This window comes from Paenibacillus sp. J5C2022 (assembly GCF_025567625.1).
Lineage (GTDB): Bacteria > Bacillota > Bacilli > Paenibacillales > Paenibacillaceae > Pristimantibacillus.
The window spans coordinates 19,388-34,927 of sequence record NZ_JAOQJC010000007.1 but is presented as its reverse complement, the minus strand read 5'-3'; the positions used below and the strand labels follow the sequence as shown (position 1 = coordinate 34,927).

At 52.1% G+C, this 15,540-nt stretch carries 18 protein-coding genes; 12 read left to right on the top strand and 6 right to left on the bottom strand.

Going from position 1 to position 15,540, the window contains the following annotated elements; translation table 11 throughout:
- Window positions 1-106: 106 nt before the first annotated feature.
- The gene (locus M6D81_RS07630) at window positions 107-2,806 is read left to right on the top strand and encodes a hypothetical protein (RefSeq protein ID WP_262676257.1); all 2,700 of its coding nucleotides are present in this window, start codon (window positions 107-109) and stop codon (window positions 2,804-2,806) included.
- A 105-nt stretch (window positions 2,807-2,911) separates the two neighbouring features.
- Here the strand turns inward: M6D81_RS07630 and M6D81_RS07625 are convergent, their stop codons facing one another.
- Genes M6D81_RS07625 through M6D81_RS07610 form a run of 4 tightly spaced genes read right to left on the bottom strand, consistent with a single transcriptional unit; the run spans window position 2,912 to window position 6,293 of the window.
- Window positions 2,912-4,033: a hypothetical protein gene (locus M6D81_RS07625; RefSeq protein ID WP_262676256.1), complete on the bottom strand. Its 1,122-nt coding sequence runs from the start codon at window positions 4,031-4,033 to the stop codon at window positions 2,912-2,914.
- The gene (locus M6D81_RS07620; RefSeq protein WP_317259102.1) at window positions 4,030-4,914 is read right to left on the bottom strand and encodes an ABC transporter ATP-binding protein; all 885 of its coding nucleotides are present in this window, start codon (window positions 4,912-4,914) and stop codon (window positions 4,030-4,032) included. The genes M6D81_RS07625 and M6D81_RS07620 overlap by 4 nt, the downstream gene beginning before the upstream one ends.
- Window positions 4,877-5,737: a hypothetical protein gene (locus tag M6D81_RS07615; protein WP_262676254.1), complete on the bottom strand. Its 861-nt coding sequence runs from the start codon at window positions 5,735-5,737 to the stop codon at window positions 4,877-4,879. Before M6D81_RS07615 ends, M6D81_RS07620 begins: the two co-directional genes overlap by 38 nt.
- Window positions 5,715-6,293, bottom strand: a complete 579-nt coding sequence (locus M6D81_RS07610; protein ID WP_262676253.1) for an RNA polymerase sigma factor — start codon at window positions 6,291-6,293, stop codon at window positions 5,715-5,717. Before M6D81_RS07610 ends, M6D81_RS07615 begins: the two co-directional genes overlap by 23 nt.
- 264 nt (window positions 6,294-6,557) lie before the next feature.
- Here M6D81_RS07610 and M6D81_RS07605 point away from each other — a divergent pair, with 264 nt between their 5' ends.
- The 11 genes from M6D81_RS07605 to M6D81_RS07555 all read left to right on the top strand — a co-directional run bounded on the left by M6D81_RS07605 (window position 6,558) and on the right by M6D81_RS07555 (window position 13,425).
- Window positions 6,558-7,346, top strand: coding sequence for a sulfite exporter TauE/SafE family protein (locus tag M6D81_RS07605; protein WP_262676252.1), 789 nt, complete (start codon window positions 6,558-6,560; stop codon window positions 7,344-7,346).
- A gap of 169 nt (window positions 7,347-7,515) precedes the next feature.
- Window positions 7,516-8,103 carry a sulfurtransferase TusA family protein gene (locus M6D81_RS07600; RefSeq protein ID WP_262676251.1) on the top strand — a complete coding sequence of 196 codons (588 nt, stop codon included), beginning with the start codon at window positions 7,516-7,518 and terminating at the stop codon, window positions 8,101-8,103.
- Between the two features lie 68 nt (window positions 8,104-8,171).
- The gene (locus M6D81_RS07595; protein WP_262676249.1) at window positions 8,172-9,320 is read left to right on the top strand and encodes an MBL fold metallo-hydrolase; all 1,149 of its coding nucleotides are present in this window, start codon (window positions 8,172-8,174) and stop codon (window positions 9,318-9,320) included.
- Window positions 9,321-9,361: 41 nt separating this feature from the next.
- A complete protein-coding gene (locus tag M6D81_RS07590; RefSeq protein ID WP_262676248.1) occupies window positions 9,362-9,589 on the top strand; it encodes a sulfurtransferase TusA family protein in 228 nt (75 codons plus the stop codon).
- 153 nt (window positions 9,590-9,742) lie between these two features.
- Entirely contained in the window at window positions 9,743-10,006 is a 264-nt protein-coding gene (locus M6D81_RS07585) for a metal-sensitive transcriptional regulator (protein ID WP_262676247.1), read from the top strand.
- A 91-nt stretch (window positions 10,007-10,097) separates the two neighbouring features.
- Window positions 10,098-10,586, top strand: coding sequence for a DsrE/DsrF/DrsH-like family protein (locus M6D81_RS07580; protein WP_262676246.1), 489 nt, complete (start codon window positions 10,098-10,100; stop codon window positions 10,584-10,586).
- Between the two features lie 84 nt (window positions 10,587-10,670).
- Window positions 10,671-11,186: a hypothetical protein gene (locus M6D81_RS07575; protein WP_262676245.1), complete on the top strand. Its 516-nt coding sequence runs from the start codon at window positions 10,671-10,673 to the stop codon at window positions 11,184-11,186.
- The gene (locus tag M6D81_RS07570) at window positions 11,183-11,872 is read left to right on the top strand and encodes an AIM24 family protein (protein WP_262676244.1); all 690 of its coding nucleotides are present in this window, start codon (window positions 11,183-11,185) and stop codon (window positions 11,870-11,872) included. Before M6D81_RS07575 ends, M6D81_RS07570 begins: the two co-directional genes overlap by 4 nt.
- Before the next feature lie 124 nt (window positions 11,873-11,996).
- Window positions 11,997-12,644 (top strand): hypothetical protein, encoded by a 648-nt coding sequence (locus tag M6D81_RS07565; protein WP_262676243.1) that lies wholly within the window; start codon window positions 11,997-11,999, stop codon window positions 12,642-12,644.
- Between the two features lie 82 nt (window positions 12,645-12,726).
- Window positions 12,727-12,906 carry a small acid-soluble spore protein H gene (locus tag M6D81_RS07560; RefSeq protein WP_262676406.1) on the top strand — a complete coding sequence of 60 codons (180 nt, stop codon included), beginning with the start codon at window positions 12,727-12,729 and terminating at the stop codon, window positions 12,904-12,906.
- A gap of 42 nt (window positions 12,907-12,948) precedes the next feature.
- Entirely contained in the window at window positions 12,949-13,425 is a 477-nt protein-coding gene (locus M6D81_RS07555) for a DUF421 domain-containing protein (RefSeq protein ID WP_262676242.1), read from the top strand.
- A gap of 56 nt (window positions 13,426-13,481) precedes the next feature.
- On the opposite strand, the gene M6D81_RS07550 is transcribed toward M6D81_RS07555, so the two are convergent.
- Window positions 13,482-13,964: a CHRD domain-containing protein gene (locus M6D81_RS07550; protein ID WP_262676241.1), complete on the bottom strand. Its 483-nt coding sequence runs from the start codon at window positions 13,962-13,964 to the stop codon at window positions 13,482-13,484.
- Between the two features lie 182 nt (window positions 13,965-14,146).
- Window positions 14,147-15,472, bottom strand: coding sequence for an alpha-L-fucosidase (locus M6D81_RS07545; RefSeq protein ID WP_262676240.1), 1,326 nt, complete (start codon window positions 15,470-15,472; stop codon window positions 14,147-14,149).
- Window positions 15,473-15,540: the final 68 nt, after the last annotated feature.

Below are 15,540 nucleotides of genomic sequence, written 5' to 3'. Positions count from 1 at the left end.
GGTCTCTTATTATATTCCACAATGCATAGGAGACCTTCCGCTCTCTACTCGTAATCATGGTGGCATCTAGCATGACTTAGACGAACACGATGAAAGGATGAAGATCATGCGTAAATGGATTGCAGCATTATGGATAAGTTTGATGAGTATGGCTTTGGCATTCTCCTTCTTGCCAGCGGTTTCCGCGAACGGCAGCTTCAGTGCCCAGTATGTTTCTGAAAACGCTTCATCGCTTACTTTACATCCAGGAGAGACTAAGAGCTTCTGGGTGGATATGAAAAATACAGGGACGGAACCGTGGCTGTTCGGCTGGCCGAGCCATGAAGTTGTATTGGCCCATACCAACAGCAGCTACACTGCAGAAACAAGCTCGATGTTTAGCGGATATAATGGATGGCTGTCCTACAGCAGACCTGCCGCTCCGAATGACTCACGTATTAATCCCGGAGATATCGGCCGCTTCGAGTTTCAAATCACAGGTCAAGAGGAACTTGGCACGAGCAGAATGTATTTGAGGCCGGTGAAGGCAGACGGAACATTCCTTAACAACTTGGGCATTTGGGTTGACTTGACGATTATCCCTTATCCCGGACTGGAGGCAATGGCTGATCTTCCGCAATCCAATGAGGTTTCCGTAAGCTGGGAGAAGTATACGGGAACCGATTTCGCCTCTTACCGCATTTACAAGTTTCCCAAGACATACCCGGAGCTAAGGTATTACGCCGGGGGAGATTGGAGCAAAAACTTTCAATATTTGCCCCAACTGCATCCCTATTATCTGGATCAAACGATAACCGAATTGAATACGCTTTCTTATACGAGTTCCATCGAAGCAGAGAAGAGCTATGTCTATATTGTCGATGTTTGCGATGAAACTGGAAATACGATAGCAAGATCGCCGCAGCTCGATGTACGCAATGTGTCGAGCTACACGATAAGTCCGCAGGAGAGAGGGCAACGGATTTATTACGACCCGCAGCTGGGCGATTATCGAAACACCGAAACGAGAGGCTACATTGAGAGCAGTATGCGATGGAGTACGGATTCCGCGGAAACGTTATTGAGCCTTCCGTTACTGCCGGAAACGTATGCGCTGCCTTCAGCGCAGGAGCTGGCCGATTTCGTGAAAGAGAGTATGCCTCGCGGCTTGCCTACGCACCGCTGGGCGGATTTCCGGCATGGCCAGGGTACAAGCATATATGTCGATCCGCAATTGAAATTCGATAACGGCATCTATAGGGTGACGGGAGATTTATCCGTGCCAAGGTTGACGTTCCAGGAAAGCACATACGGTTCTTCGCCGCTCGGAGCGCTTCGATTCGCATACGGATACGACGGGCTGACACCAATCGAATTAACGGCTCCGACTACGAAAGAGGTTGCATTCGATCAAGATACAAATACAATGCATGTAGTTATTGCGAAAGATGAGCATAATGTGCATGTACGATTCGATATTAAGATCAGAGGCGGCGTTATCGAAGTGGAAGGTACGCTGAAGCCGACTAATGGATCGGTGACGAATCCGCGTTTAATCGTCAAAGCGCTTAACGATGACGGAATCGGTCAATCCAGTTTCTTTGAATCCGTTAAGCAATGGGGCAGTGATAGCTGGCTGTTATATGATGACGGACAGGGGTTCGTTCGAGGCGAGGATGTTGCCAAAAATAACAAGAGCCGCTTTGAAGGCATTTTGCAATCCAATGGCAGCTCGTATTTCAAGTATAATGGTACTTTGTCGGAAGGAGAAGTATGGCAGGAGTATCTGGAGAAAATCAGATTCGGCTCGCATATGTTGGGTGGAACCGCTGACGCTTATGAGCCTACGGAATACAATTCCGACACTTACGATCATTATTTGTTCGGACGTTTATTAAATTACGGCTATCCTGCGATGGGCCTGGCTTCCTGGAGCAACCAACATCCGGAGGATACGGAAGCGAGAGAGGTCTTAAACGATGCAATCGGCCTATTCTATCAGAATATGCTGAGTTATCCGGACCATAACTGGTCCTCTTTCGAGGATAAAAACAACGGTTCACTGTATTGGGGAGAACTGGGGCCGCTGTTATACGGCTTGTCGTTAATGGCGGACGTGGATTCCAATACAACCATACACGGTAAAACGTATGCGGAGTTAGCCCAGTTCGTGTACGACAGGCTGCCCAGCCAGGCATCCGGCATCTTCGCAGTGGATAATGACGGGTTAGGAAATGCCATATACGGCATACGCAAGTTTAAAGGGGGATATGATGCCAAAGCAGCGGATTACGAGTCGAGATTGCTAACAATCAATGCCGGCAATAATCAAGGCTACTATACGACAAAAACCTACTTGGGGTACGAGAACAAGCAAAGCTCGGAAGCTCTAAACGCTCTTAGTCATTTCCTTCAACTGCCGCAATGGGATACCGAAGATGCACTCGTCATCCGGAACAATCTGGGATATGCGGGAATGGGAGAGTCCCAGGCTTGGGGGCAAATCGTGTTCGCTGAACTGGCAGAGCGATATGGCGGCGTCTACCCGATTCTGATCGGTACCGATACGAGACATAAGCATCAAGACATTCGAATGACGGACATCGGGTGGAATGAGACGACAAGCACGCTGAATATGAGCTTTGACCGTTCATTCGAAGAGCTCGATGTTTATACGGGCGTCCATGACCTTGTTGAAGTGAAATTGAATGGGGCCATTCTGCAAGAAAGCTCCCAGTACACTTTCGATGAGTCGACTCATATATTGAGAATTATGGCTACTAATCAAGCAACAGGTGCTTTTATAGTCGAAGTGACGGTGGAGTAGAAGGTCGTTTCCTTGAAGCCGCCGAGCTTGCAATAAGGGTTTCAACTTTGGTGATGAAGAAAGCCGGGAAGCGATCATGCTCGCTTCCTGGCTTAATTTTGCCCGTTATGAAGAACCGCTAACTGCTTCTTTCTGTTTCAGAATATACTGCATAAGCGTATAGCAGACTAGCGACAGCAGCAACATCGCTCCGACAGCTGCGACGGGTGCCGGCAGCGGGTAAGTGGCGACGTTAACCGTTATGTATGTGCGGAACAATTCCTCCACCTTCATAACTCCGGTATAACTGTAAGTGATCAGCCGATTCAGCCAATCGATATCGAAGTCGAACAGCGAGGTGGCTGCGATCGGAAAAGTGAATAAGGCGCCGTTAACGATAATAGAAATTGTCGAATGCTTGCATAGGGCGGATATGAGGAGAATGATGAACATAAAAGCGATGGCTCCCGCCAGATGCATTCCGATTTGTGTAGCATAATAAGCCGCGAGATCCATTTGGTAAGGGGAGTCCCTGTATTTGAACAGGCTTTGAAGCGGTGCTTTCCATCCCTCTCCACCATAGACGGACAGCCGATGAGCGGCATTATATATATTCCAGACCAGTACGACTGTAAACGTGTAGGCCATTGATGCAATGATTTTGGCTATAACGGTGCGGCTTCTTCCATATTTGGCGCTGAACAGGAATTGATCCATGCGTGTTGCGTAGTCGTTAGAGAAAACCGCTGACAAACCGATCAGCATTAGCGCCCCGGTCATGACCAGGCCGAAAGTATTGACGAAATCAATCATTTCCGCAGGGCCTCTGTGGCTATAATAGCGATCTGTGTCCAATCTCTCCAGCATGCTTATATGGAGCTTCATCCGATTGCGTTCATATCCCTCGATACGACTATCTTGCAGTTGCTCCGCGATTGCGGCTATTTGGGTCTCCCTCTCCATGCGAAGCGTATGCAAGACAGCTATGTTCTCATAGATACCATCTTCTTTCCATTCTTCGCGGGAAGGACTCTCCTTGGCCATGATCGCTTCATGGGCTGCCGCGGCGCGGTCGATCTTGTCCTGCGTGAGCTCTCCCTCCCACATCTTATGAACGGTCAGGGGTTCATATCTCGACACTGGTCCGTTCAGGCTGACAGTGATGAGCACCAATAGAATGAATAAGAAGATATAAATGCTTTTTTGCTGAAAAATCTTATATAATTCAAACCCGATCAGCCTTCTCACTTGACAGCCTCCTCGTCGAAATAATGCAAATACAAATCCTCCAAATTCGGTTCGGCAATCTCTGCTCTCCGGTCCGGCTCCGACAATGACAACACACGCACCAGAACGCTTCCATCAGCCTGGCGCATGATGCTGCTTATCCGCAGCCGTTTCTGTAAAGCGCTGACTTCATCTTCCGATACTTGCATGACCCATACGCTGCCCCGTATCCGGTCAAGCAGCGATCGCGGCTCGGCTTTCTCGATTAACCGGCCTTGCTTGAGAACTAGGATTTCTTTCGCAATGTACTCAATATCCGATACGATGTGCGTAGAGAGCAGCACAATGCGTTTCTGTGAGATGGTCGCCAACAGATTGCGGAAGCGGATGCGTTCCTTCGGATCGAGTCCGGCAGTCGGTTCATCGACAATAAGAATGTGGGGATCATTTAACAGCGCTTGGGCAATCCCGACACGTTGTTTTTGTCCGCCCGACAGCTTGCCCATCTTAAGAGAAGCCATATCGGCCATGCCGACCCACTCCAGCATTTTCTTTGCTTTTGCGTGCGCTTCATCTTTAGCGATTCCTTTGAGAGCTGCAATATAGAGCAAGAATTTCATGACTGTGAAACTGCGGTATAAGCCGATCTGCTGTGGCAAGTAGCCGATTAATTCGCGATAGCGGTCATCAAGCTCGCCGATATCCGCTCCGTCAAAGCGTATATGGCCTTTCGTCGGTCTGGATACGGCGGCCAGTATGCGCATGAGCGTTGTCTTGCCGGAGCCATTGGCGCCTAGAAATCCGTACACCCCTTCCGTCAGTTCGCAGCATATGTCCTGCAGAACCTTCTTTCGTCCGTATTGCTTATGTACTTGCTCGATCGATAATTTCAAGCAGATCACCTCTTCGCAAATGATTAATTTGACGGGCTATGATGCCCGCAGAAATTAGTACAATTATTCCATGCCATATTGGATGCAGTTCCTCGGCCCATATCCGGAAGTCAGTATTGGACAGAAACAGCATTCCTGCGAATGTCCAGACGGTCAAGAACGCAGGTGCGGTTATTGAGCTTCGAAGCTTCATGGACAATGTCAATCCAATGCAGGAAGCAATCGTGAACGGGGTGATCCAATAGACGAAAAGCTTGCTTAGCCCGAGCGAAACGCCAAACAAACCGAATGCGCACAATAGAGCTGCGTTCAAGATGAGGTTGTAACCACCGGTCACGACCAGCTTGGCCATCATGAGCTGATGAGAGGAATACTTGCAAGATAACTCCAGTTCCATGAGGCCTCGATCCCTGCTTCGGAACACTTCCATCAATCCGAGCAGGAAGGGAATGGGCGACAGCAGGAGAAGTATCCAATAGGGATTCGTCTCGAACATGCGCCATACGAGAAACCCTACCGCATAGAACAATGCGTTCAACCACCAGAATTCACTTTGCATGCGCGATGAGTCCCTTGCTGCCATTCTTATAAGGATAAGCAGACGCTTTATTGCGGTCTGGGGAGGCTCACTTGCGACTGCCCCAACGAAAGTGCGCTTGCGAGGAACATGTGGACGCAATGCGGCAATTGTTGCCGAGAGGCGCTCTTCACCCGGATAATCTACGGTATATTCGGAAAGCCATTCTTCGGGGAATTCGCAGTCCTCCGTCTCGTCTTCATCGTTTAGAAATAGTGTGTTCAGATTGTGTTTATTGTCTTTGTCTTTCATCAAGGAAGTCCCTCCTTTGCAGCGCGGATTTTAGCTTCGCCAGTCCTTGCCTGAGTCGTGATTTAACGGTGGACTCTCCCGTTTCTGTCAGTACGGCGATGTCCCTGATTTTCATATCGTGATAATACTTTAAAACGATTGCCTCACATTGCGTTTCCGGCAGTGATAAGATGGCCTCCCTGATTTCCTTTCGTTTCTCCTTCTTGTCAAAGATAGAGGGTACAGAGGATCTCTCGTCTTTGCTTGCGATTTCTTCCGTGAATTCGTATGTAGCCGCTTGTTGTCTGAATTCGCTTGATCGGTAATAGTCCCGGCAGCGGTTGATTGCTATCGTGAACAGCCAGGCGGTGAACGAGCCTGAGCCTGTGTTGGCATAACGACTCAATCCGTTCATCATCTTGACGAACACTTCCTGTGTTAGATCACCTGAGAGCTGTTTGTCTCCCGTTCGGCGGTAAAGGTAAGAATAAACTTGGTTGTAGTGCCGTCTTACGAGCACTTCCATGGCGGCTTCGCTGCCGGCCTGGATTTCTTCAATTAATTCTTCATCCGTTGACAATGGCTTCACCTCGATTATTAGAACGAAATCCCTATGCAAAAAGATTTAATTTGTTTCGATTTATTTTGCTTTAAATATGGAGGTCCGCATTTCCTCGACGGACTAGTTCCTTATGAAAATTGTGATGAATATCATTGCTAAATTAAACAGACAAGAGAATGGGTTGACAAAACAAAATTCTCACCGTATTATAATACCCATAGGGGTATTAGTATAACCCACAAAAACAAATCGGCAGGCAATTGCGCCGGAAAGGAGGAAGTTATGGATATTCAGATCAGCTTGGTTCTCACCTTGTTCGCCATAGGCTTCGTCGGATCATTCATCTCCGGCATGGTGGGGATCGGCGGTTCCATCATCAAGTATCCCATGCTCTTGTATATACCGCCAGCACTCGGCTTCCTGGCCTATACCGCGCAAGAGGTATCCGCGATCAGTGCTGTTCAGGTGTTCTTCGCATCATTGGCCGGCATAGTGGCTTACCGCAGCGGCGGCTTGATCAATATGAAGCTCGTTCTCTATATGGGCATTCCCGTCGTAGCCGGAAGCTTCATCGGAGGATACGGCTCCAAGTGGCTGCCGGACTCCGCCATCAATCTGACGTATGCTCTGCTGGCGCTGACAGCGGCGATCATGATGTTCCTTCCCAAGAAGGGAGACAACGGTCAGACAGGGTCCGAGCTTACGTTCAATAAAGGGCTTGCGGCCGGCGCGGCAGGTATTGTAGGCGTACTGTCCGGAATTGTCGGAGCGGCCGGCGCATTCATCATCGTTCCGATCATGCTGGTTATGCTGAAGATTCCGACAAGAATCGCGATTGCTTCATCACTGGCAATTACGTTCCTGTCTTCCATCGGATCGACGACCGGCAAGCTGCTGGGCGGTCATATGCTGCTTATCCCGTCCATTATTATGGTCGTGGCCAGCATTATCGGTTCCCCGCTCGGCGCGAAGCTGGGACAGCGCATGAATGTGAAGGTGCTGCAATGGCTATTGTCAGGTCTGATTACCGCTACGGTAGTGAAGATTTGGCTTGATATTTTGATGAAGTAGCAGCAACTGCTTGCATGCATGGATGTAACGTTCGTATACGAGATGCCCGCGGGGCAAAAAAATTTTCACATGATTATACCCCAACAGGTATTTTGGTCTTAGGAATAGAGAATTCAACTTCGATTGACTTAATAGACAAGGCAAAGATGAACCCTATGGAGGAGGCAGTATGATGACAAGAAATCATATTGAAGTTAATGAGACACTGGATTGCACGGGGCTTGCATGTCCGATGCCGATCGTCCGCACGAAGAAGGCCATGCAGAACATGAGCTCGGGAGAAGTGCTGGAGGTGCAGGCGACGGATAAAGGCTCGCTTGCGGATTTGCAGGCTTGGGCCAAAAGCGCTGGTCATCAGTATTTGGGAACGGTGACGGAAGGGGAACTGCTAAAGCACTTTGTCAGAAAAGCAAGTCCCCATGATGTGAAACAGGAAGCGACGTATCCGCATACGGCAACCAACGAAGAGCTGGATGCGAGCCTGAAGAGTGGAACCGGCAACATGCTGCTGCTCGACGTCCGGGAAGCTGCGGAATACGCGTTCGGCCACATTACGGGCGCCGTATCGATACCGCTTGGCCAGCTGGAGCAGAGACTGGAGGAGCTGCCGAATGACCGTCAGCTGTTCGTCATCTGCCGTACGGGCTCGAGAAGCGACATGGCCTGCACTCTGCTGGCGGATAAGGGCTATGCGAACGTACGCAACGTGTTGCCGGGAATGTCGGGATGGACGGGACCTGTTGAAAAGTTGAACTAGAGCTTATGAACATGAACTGTCGACACATGTGTTAATAAAATTACATTTCACGAGGGGAGTTATGAGCAATGAGCAACGTTGTAGAGGTAAAAGGATTGACTGCGGGTGAACTGGCACAGTCTGTCGTGAATGGGGAAGAGCTGTTCATACTGGATGTCCGCAATGAAGCGGATTATGCCGATTGGAAAATTGAAGGCAGCGGCGTGACATCCGACAACATCCCATACTTCGAGCTGCTTGAAGGTGTCGATGCGGCGGTGGAGCGAATTTCGGCAGGAGGAAAAGTGGTCGTCGTCTGCGCCAAGGAAGGCTCCTCGATCTTCGTGGCGGAAAGCCTGGCTGAAGCGGGAGTGAAAGATGTGCAGTATCTGGAGGGCGGCATGAAGGCATGGAGCGAGCATCTGGAGCCTGTCAAGGTGGGAGAGCTGTCCGGCGGCGGCGCATTGTACCAGTTCGTAAGGCTGGGCAAAGGCTGTCTCTCTTATATGGTCATCTCCGGCGGCGAGGCTGCCGTCATCGATGCGATGAGAATGACGGATGTGTACGAGTCGTTCGCAGAGCGTCACGGCGCCGTCATCAAGCATACGATGGATACGCATCTTCACGCCGACCATATCTCCGGCGGACGGAAGCTTGCGGAAGCGGTCGGGGCGTCATACTGGCTGCCGCCCAAGGATGCGGGCGAAGTGACCTTCGACTATGAGAAGCTGGAGGACGGCGAAGTGATTACTGTAGGCGATACGAGCATAGCTATCGGAGCGTTGTATTCACCGGGCCATACGATCGGCAGTACTTCATTCGTCATCGAGGACCGCTATCTGCTGACGGGGGACATCCTGTTCGTCGCTTCCATTGGCCGTCCCGATCTGGCCGGTCAGGCGGAGGACTGGGCGGGAGATCTGCGGCACACGCTGTATCGCCGCTACAAGGAGCTGTCCTCGGAGCTGATCGTGCTTCCTGCGCACTTCGGCAGCATAACTGAGCTGGGCGAAGGCGGCGTGGTTGCCGCAAGGCTGGGCGACTTGTTCGAGCATAATCCGGGATTGAATATGGAAGACGAAGCAACATTCAGACGTGCTGTAACGGAGGATCTGCCACAGCATCCGAATGCTTATCAGGATATCCGCATGACGAATATGGGCAGAATATCGCCAACTGACGACGAGATGCGCGACATGGAGATTGGTCCTAACCGCTGCGCCATTCATGACAAATAAATAATGAAGCATAATCATCCAAATACAAGGAGGAAACAGAGATGAATATAAAGGTAACGGTGGATACGAAAGGTATGGCATGTCCGATGCCGATTGTGAAAGCGAAGAAGGCGCTGGACGGCATACAATCGGGAGAAGTAATGGAGGTCATCTCCACAGACAAGGGTTCGCTGCAGGACTTCCAGGCATGGGTGAAAGGAACGAATCACGAGCTGCTCAAGCATGAAGAAGCGGGCGGAGTATTCACCTTCTATGTGAAGAAGTCTTAATCCGTTAGCTTGATGAGCGGGGCTGCCGGTTGCAGACAACTCGCTCATCTCCCCTAATCAGCGCAGACAGAAGGGGGTATATTGAGTTTTGATCGGGAACGGTATATAGTACCTCTAAGGGTGTTAGATCGGTTCTTGAATGGAGGGGTTAGCATGAAAGAATATGATGACAGCATTATACGCAGACTGAAGCGGATGGAAGGACAGGTGCGCGGCGTCATTCGGATGATTGAAGAAGGCAAGGAGTGCAAGGATGTCGTAGCCCAGCTCTCCGCGGTGCGCAGCGCAGCCGACAAGGCGATGGCGACGATTGTCGCTATGAATCTGGAGCAATGTATTGTGGAGGAGCAGGAACGAGGCGGAGACACCGGCAAGCTGGTCAAGGAGGCGGTGGAACTGCTGGTGAAGAGCAGATAAGGATTGCGCCGCAAGGCGTTTTTCTTTCCAACACTTTCATACCTATAGTGGTATGTGTATATACCAATCGAGATAAAGGAGAGATGAATCAATGGAAGTAACGACAACGAAGGAGAAAACGACGATTGTTCTGTTCAGCGGCGACCTTGACAAGGCGATTGCGGCATTCATTATTGCCAATGGAGCAGCTGCGTACGATCATGACGTCACGATCTTCTTCACCTTCTGGGGACTGAATACGATGCGAAAAGACGAGGTCGTGAAAACTGACAAGGGCATGCTGGAGAAAATGTTCGGTTGGATGATGCCGCGCGGGGCGAAGAAGCTGGGGCTGTCCAAAATGAACATGGCCGGCATGGGTCCCCAAATGATCAAGCATGTGATGAAAAAACACAATGCGATGTCGCTGCCGCAGCTGATCGAACTGGCACAGGAGCAAGGCGTGAAGCTTGTTGCGTGCACGATGACGATGGATCTGCTCGGCCTGAAGCAGGAAGAGCTTATTGACGGCATGGAGTATGCAGGCGTGGCGGCCTATCTGGGCGATGCGACGGAAGCGAAAGTGAACTTGTTTATTTAAACTCCATTCGACAATGGAACTCGACAACAGGCGACAATAATATGATAGAATACTAGATATAAGAGCTGGAAGCGGGTGATCGTTATGAAGCAGTTGCGACTTGCTGCCGCGGCACTTTTACTAGTTATTCTATCAGGAATTGGCGCCTTGCCGACATATGCCAATATGTTCGAGCGAATAAAGGATATTTATGATACGCCGGAGCGCTTGCAAGAGCTTCAGAATCAGTACAACGACACCAAAGAGCAACTGGAAGGACAGCTGGAGTCACAGCGCGAGCAGCTGGAGGAATCCCGGCGGCAGACGGAGGAACTGCTGCAGAGCCAAGCGGAGATGCAGCGGATGAATGACGACTATCGGCAGCAGAACGAAGCGCTGATAGCGGAAAATCAGGAGCTCGTGAACCGTATGCAGCAGTTGGAAGAGAAGCGGAAGTCGCTTATCCGCAAGGCGATCTGGACAGCCGGCATACTGATCGGCTTGATTGCGCTCTATGCGCTCGCCGTTCGCGTATGGCGGTTCATGGTATGGCGCAAGCAAGGCCGAGACGGCGCAGCGGGCAGATCGGGCCGCACAGGCAGGGGGGCATTGCTGCCATGAATATTCATTGCCCCGCTGCCATCGGCCATGTGAAGGTGGAGCTGGAGGCGAATGAAGCGCTGCATGTGCTGCATCCGCAATCCATTGCGGCGTTCCAGGGCAATCCCAGGAACCGCGAAGACCGGTTCATGGACTTGGGCGGAGCGTACCGGAAGAAGCGTTGGACGCGCTCCCGGCTCCAGGGGCCGGCTCAATTCCTGCTCGGCTTGCCTCCCGGCTTCACGCTGGAGATGGTCGATATACCGGAGGAGGGCAGCTTGCTGTTCGATTACAGACATATCATGCTGTTCTCTGACGGCATGACCTTCAAGAGCAAAATATTGAAATGGCGCACAGCGTGGATTACACGGGAACTGGTCCGAATCAAGTTCAACGGTCCCGGTGTGCTGGGCGTACTGTCTGTCGGAGATATCGCCACGATCCAGCTTCTTCCGGAGGAGCCGCTGTTCGTCGACAAGAGTGCCTTGGTCGCTTATCCCGAGGATGCGGAGATTAAGCTGTCCGTCTACGGCAACACGCTGGCGAGCCAGCACATGAACGTGCAATGGGAGCTGCGAGGACGAGGCCCTGTGCTTATTCAGACGGGCGCGCGCGATACCGGGCTGCAGGACAAGCTGACGGACGACGGATGGATCAAGCGGGTGCTGCGCGAGGTGCTGCCGTTCGGCAGCGTATATATCAAGTAGAGAGCAGAAGGAACTAGCCGTATGTGATAAGCGGCTGGTTTCTTTGTGCATAATGAATGGGTTATTCCAAGCAATGCCCCGCTTTGAAGGGTTATTTTTCCATATGGAGGTGTCCAGGGGAAACATGAATTTATATCGGTTGAGAGTGAAGGGCGAAGACGGAGAAGGACGTATGAAATCGTACCTGGAAGATCATTTCATCAGTATCGGATGGCCGAGACTGGGGGATCTGGAGCATGCGGGGGAGAACGAAACGGTACAGGGGCTGCGGCAGTATTACGGTCTGGAAGGGACTGCCCTGATCGCTGCAGCCGATACGATCCGGCTCTTCGCGATGGATATGCAGGACGGAGACTACGTGCTGGTCATACATGATAACGGCATCGTGCTGGGCGACCTCGGAGACTACTACTACATTGAAGATCCGCAGTCGGAAGAGAGCAAGCTGTGCCACAGGCGGGGCGTCACCTGGCTGAAGCGAATGGGGATGAATGAATTGCCGCCGTCCCTGCAAGCTTTCTTACGGGAGGAAGACGGGGAAGTCGGAAAGTTCTGCAGGCCGATATCCGCGGCGGAAGCGGAGAGTTGGACGGCTGTCGAGACAGCGGTAACAGGCGGGGGAGGGCGCAGCATGCCGGCTGTTGATGAGGAACTGGTGAGAGAAGCGCTCTTGATCCTGCAGGAAGCGATGCGTTGCTCAGAGGCGGAGCGGAGGGAGAGAGCGGCCATAGCCATTTTGCAATACGCCGGGGGATGTGGCCGGAAGGAATAAGGAATAATGCATGTAAATATGCACACAATAGGCTTATCCAAGCAGTCGGAAGCAAAGCACAGTAAGGAGGAAGACAGCCATGTTGAGCAAGCAAAGAGCGCAGGAAATAGCGGAATCTCCCGTCATGGCGAACGTGACGTATCAAGGAATGCCGGTCTATATCCAGCATGTGGATCAGGAGCGGCAGACGGCCAGAGTCTATCCGCTTCAACAGCCGGAGCTGGAACAGGAAGTGTCGCTGGATCAGCTGCAAGAAGAGTGATCCGGCTTCTGCCGGCCCAGGACAGACGAAGGGGAGCATGATGTGGAGATTGTATTCGCACTGCTAAGAGCAGCGGCCATGTTCGCTATCGGACTAGTCGCATTCCGGCTGATGGGCAGCCAATCGGTAGGCAGGCTGACGGACTTCGACCTTGTCGTCGTCATTGCGATCGGCGCGATCATCGGGGACGGGCTGGCCGATCCGGAATTGAAGTTAGGGGTATTGATCGCATCCGTTGCGGGACTGGTATTCCTGCAAATAACAGCGAGCTGGCTGTCCATGAAAAGCCAATGGGTGGAGAAGCTCGTGATGGGCAGTCCCATCAAGCTGATTGACAAGGGCAAGCTGCTGATGAACGGACTAAGGAGAGCGCGCATTACGAAAAACAATCTGGAGCAGGAGCTGCGCGTTAAAGGACTGCAAGGCTTCTCGGAAGTGAAAGAGGCGTATATGGAACCGAGCGGCAAGCTGAGCGTCATCGAGCTGGAGGGCGGCATGAACGAACAAGACGAGCAGTGATGCAGGATGCACCGCTGCTCGCCTTGCATTCTCTCATGCGCTGTCAGCGCCGCGCGTTAGCGGATTTGACCGCGAATCTCTCCGTTCGGATAACGCACCGTATACACATTGACATAAGCATTGCCACGTTCGATCTCGCGGATCAGCTCACGGATCGTGCTGCCGCGCAGCGGTCCTACGAGGTCTCTGTCCCGCAGCACGCCGTTGATGACGCCGCGCCGGAACGATACGCCGCCGCTCACAGGTCCGAATAAGAAGGCGACGACCGGCCCATTCTGACCGGGACGGCCCAGATGAATCTGCGCTTGCGTGACACGTCTAATATTGCGCAATATGAGGCGGTATTGCAGGCTTTGCCGTCTGCGTCTCCACCACCTTTGCCCGTTCGCTCCGTTGACGTTGTCGTTGCTGACGTTATCGTCGTTGTCATAAGGACCGTTGCCGTAACGGATCGACCGGAAGATGGCGTGTCCTGAGGCGAAAGTCGCAACAGGCGGCACTTCGTTGCGCCCTCTCAATCTTGCTCGGAAAGTAGCCATAAGCTCTCACTCCTTTTTTCCCTTGATACTGCAATGTATGTGAGGACAAGCAGGAGAGCTTGTTCGACTGTCCCGAGGCAGAGGTGGAATTATGGCTGATTATGACGGACATGCACAGAAGAAGCCCCCACAGGACGCATGAGGCGGCCGCTAGAGGCTTCTTCTTGTATATCGAATGACAGTTAATTCTCTTCCAGTTCCAGCTCGATGACCGTATTGCGGCTATCCGGCAGCGGGAAGGTGAAGTGCTCCGGGCGAGCGAAGTTGACGAAGGCGTCCGCGACGAATTCCTCCGCGCTCCAAGGGCGCGTCAGGAACAGCTCCGAGCCGTCGGCAAGCAGTCTTGCCCGCTTCACTTTGCCGGCAAGTCCCACCAGATTGACTGGCCCGATGCTCTCCTCCATCACATGCGCGTAGAGCTTGTTGCCCGCTTGCGTATAGCGGCCCCAGTCCGGCTTGGGGAACTCGGACGCTTGGCAGCCGTATACGCTGGCTCCGTTCCTGCTTATCCATTCGCCCACTTCCTGAAGAATATCGAGCGATTCCTTCGGAATGACGCCTTTGGCATCCGGACCTACATTCAGCAGCATATTGCCGTTCTTGCTGACGCATTCCACGAGCTTGCGAATTACCGTCTGCGCGCTCTTGTAAGTGTGGTCTGCCGCGGCATATCCCCAGTTGTTGTTAAGCGTAATGCAGGCTTCCCATGGAATGGGATTGCCGTTCTCGTCCTTCACGCCGCCGGGTGGAATAATCTGCTCGGGCGATGCGAAGTCTCCCGCGTAGGTAGTCGGATTGTCCGTATAGATGCTGCCGCCCTGGTGGCCGCTGCCCTCAAGGCGGTTGTCGATAATGACATGAGGCTGCAGGGAGCGAATCATCTCCATAAGCTCCTCGGCCTTCCACTTCTCCCTGCGCATGTCGTCATAGGAGAAATCGAACCACATCACATCCAGCTTGCCGTAGTCTGTCAGCAGCTCGCGAATCTGCCCGTGCATATATTCCAAGTACCGGTCGAACGTAGCGGGATCGCGCTTGAATGCTTCATTGTTCCGCATAGGATGAATGCGGTCGCCGTAGGCGGGATAATCCTCGTGATACCAGTCGAGCAGAGAGTAGTACAGTCCGACCTTCAGTCCTTCCGCGCGGAACGCCTCCAGGAATTCTCTTACCAGATCTCGTCCGGCCTTCGTATTCGTCGACTTGTATTCCGTGAGCTTGCTGTCGAACAAGCAGAAGCCGTCGTGATGCTTGGCCGTCAATACCGCGTACTTCATGCCCGCTTGCTTCGCCGCCTTCGCCCATGCCTTCGGGTCGTAGTCGACGGGATCGAATTCGTCGAAGTAAGGCTGGTAGTCTTCTATCGATAGCTGTTCTGTGCTGCGCACCCATTCGCCTCTGGCGGGAATGGCATATAGCCCCCAATGGATGAACATGCCGAAGCGGTCATTGAGGAACCATTCGGTGCGCTCCGTTCTCTCGCGAATCAACTGTTGTCCTGTACTCATATGATCTACCTCCATATTGGAAATGGTCTGCCGGGATAGCATGCGCGCATGCTGCCCGTTATTTTCAA

Coding starts and splice junctions, on each gene's coding strand:
- M6D81_RS07580 (WP_262676246.1), top strand. CDS start 10,098: ATGGAAGTAACGACAACGAAGGAGAAAACGACGATTGTTCTGTTCAGC.
- M6D81_RS07605 (WP_262676252.1), top strand. CDS start 6,558: ATGGATATTCAGATCAGCTTGGTTCTCACCTTGTTCGCCATAGGCTTC.
- M6D81_RS07585 (WP_262676247.1), top strand. CDS start 9,743: ATGAAAGAATATGATGACAGCATTATACGCAGACTGAAGCGGATGGAA.
- M6D81_RS07550 (WP_262676241.1), bottom strand. CDS start 13,964: ATGGCTACTTTCCGAGCAAGATTGAGAGGGCGCAACGAAGTGCCGCCT.
- M6D81_RS07600 (WP_262676251.1), top strand. CDS start 7,516: ATGATGACAAGAAATCATATTGAAGTTAATGAGACACTGGATTGCACG.
- M6D81_RS07565 (WP_262676243.1), top strand. CDS start 11,997: ATGAATTTATATCGGTTGAGAGTGAAGGGCGAAGACGGAGAAGGACGT.
- M6D81_RS07595 (WP_262676249.1), top strand. CDS start 8,172: ATGAGCAACGTTGTAGAGGTAAAAGGATTGACTGCGGGTGAACTGGCA.
- M6D81_RS07545 (WP_262676240.1), bottom strand. CDS start 15,472: ATGAGTACAGGACAACAGTTGATTCGCGAGAGAACGGAGCGCACCGAA.
- M6D81_RS07590 (WP_262676248.1), top strand. CDS start 9,362: ATGAATATAAAGGTAACGGTGGATACGAAAGGTATGGCATGTCCGATG.
- M6D81_RS07570 (WP_262676244.1), top strand. CDS start 11,183: ATGAATATTCATTGCCCCGCTGCCATCGGCCATGTGAAGGTGGAGCTG.
- M6D81_RS07575 (WP_262676245.1), top strand. CDS start 10,671: ATGAAGCAGTTGCGACTTGCTGCCGCGGCACTTTTACTAGTTATTCTA.
- M6D81_RS07630 (WP_262676257.1), top strand. CDS start 107: ATGCGTAAATGGATTGCAGCATTATGGATAAGTTTGATGAGTATGGCT.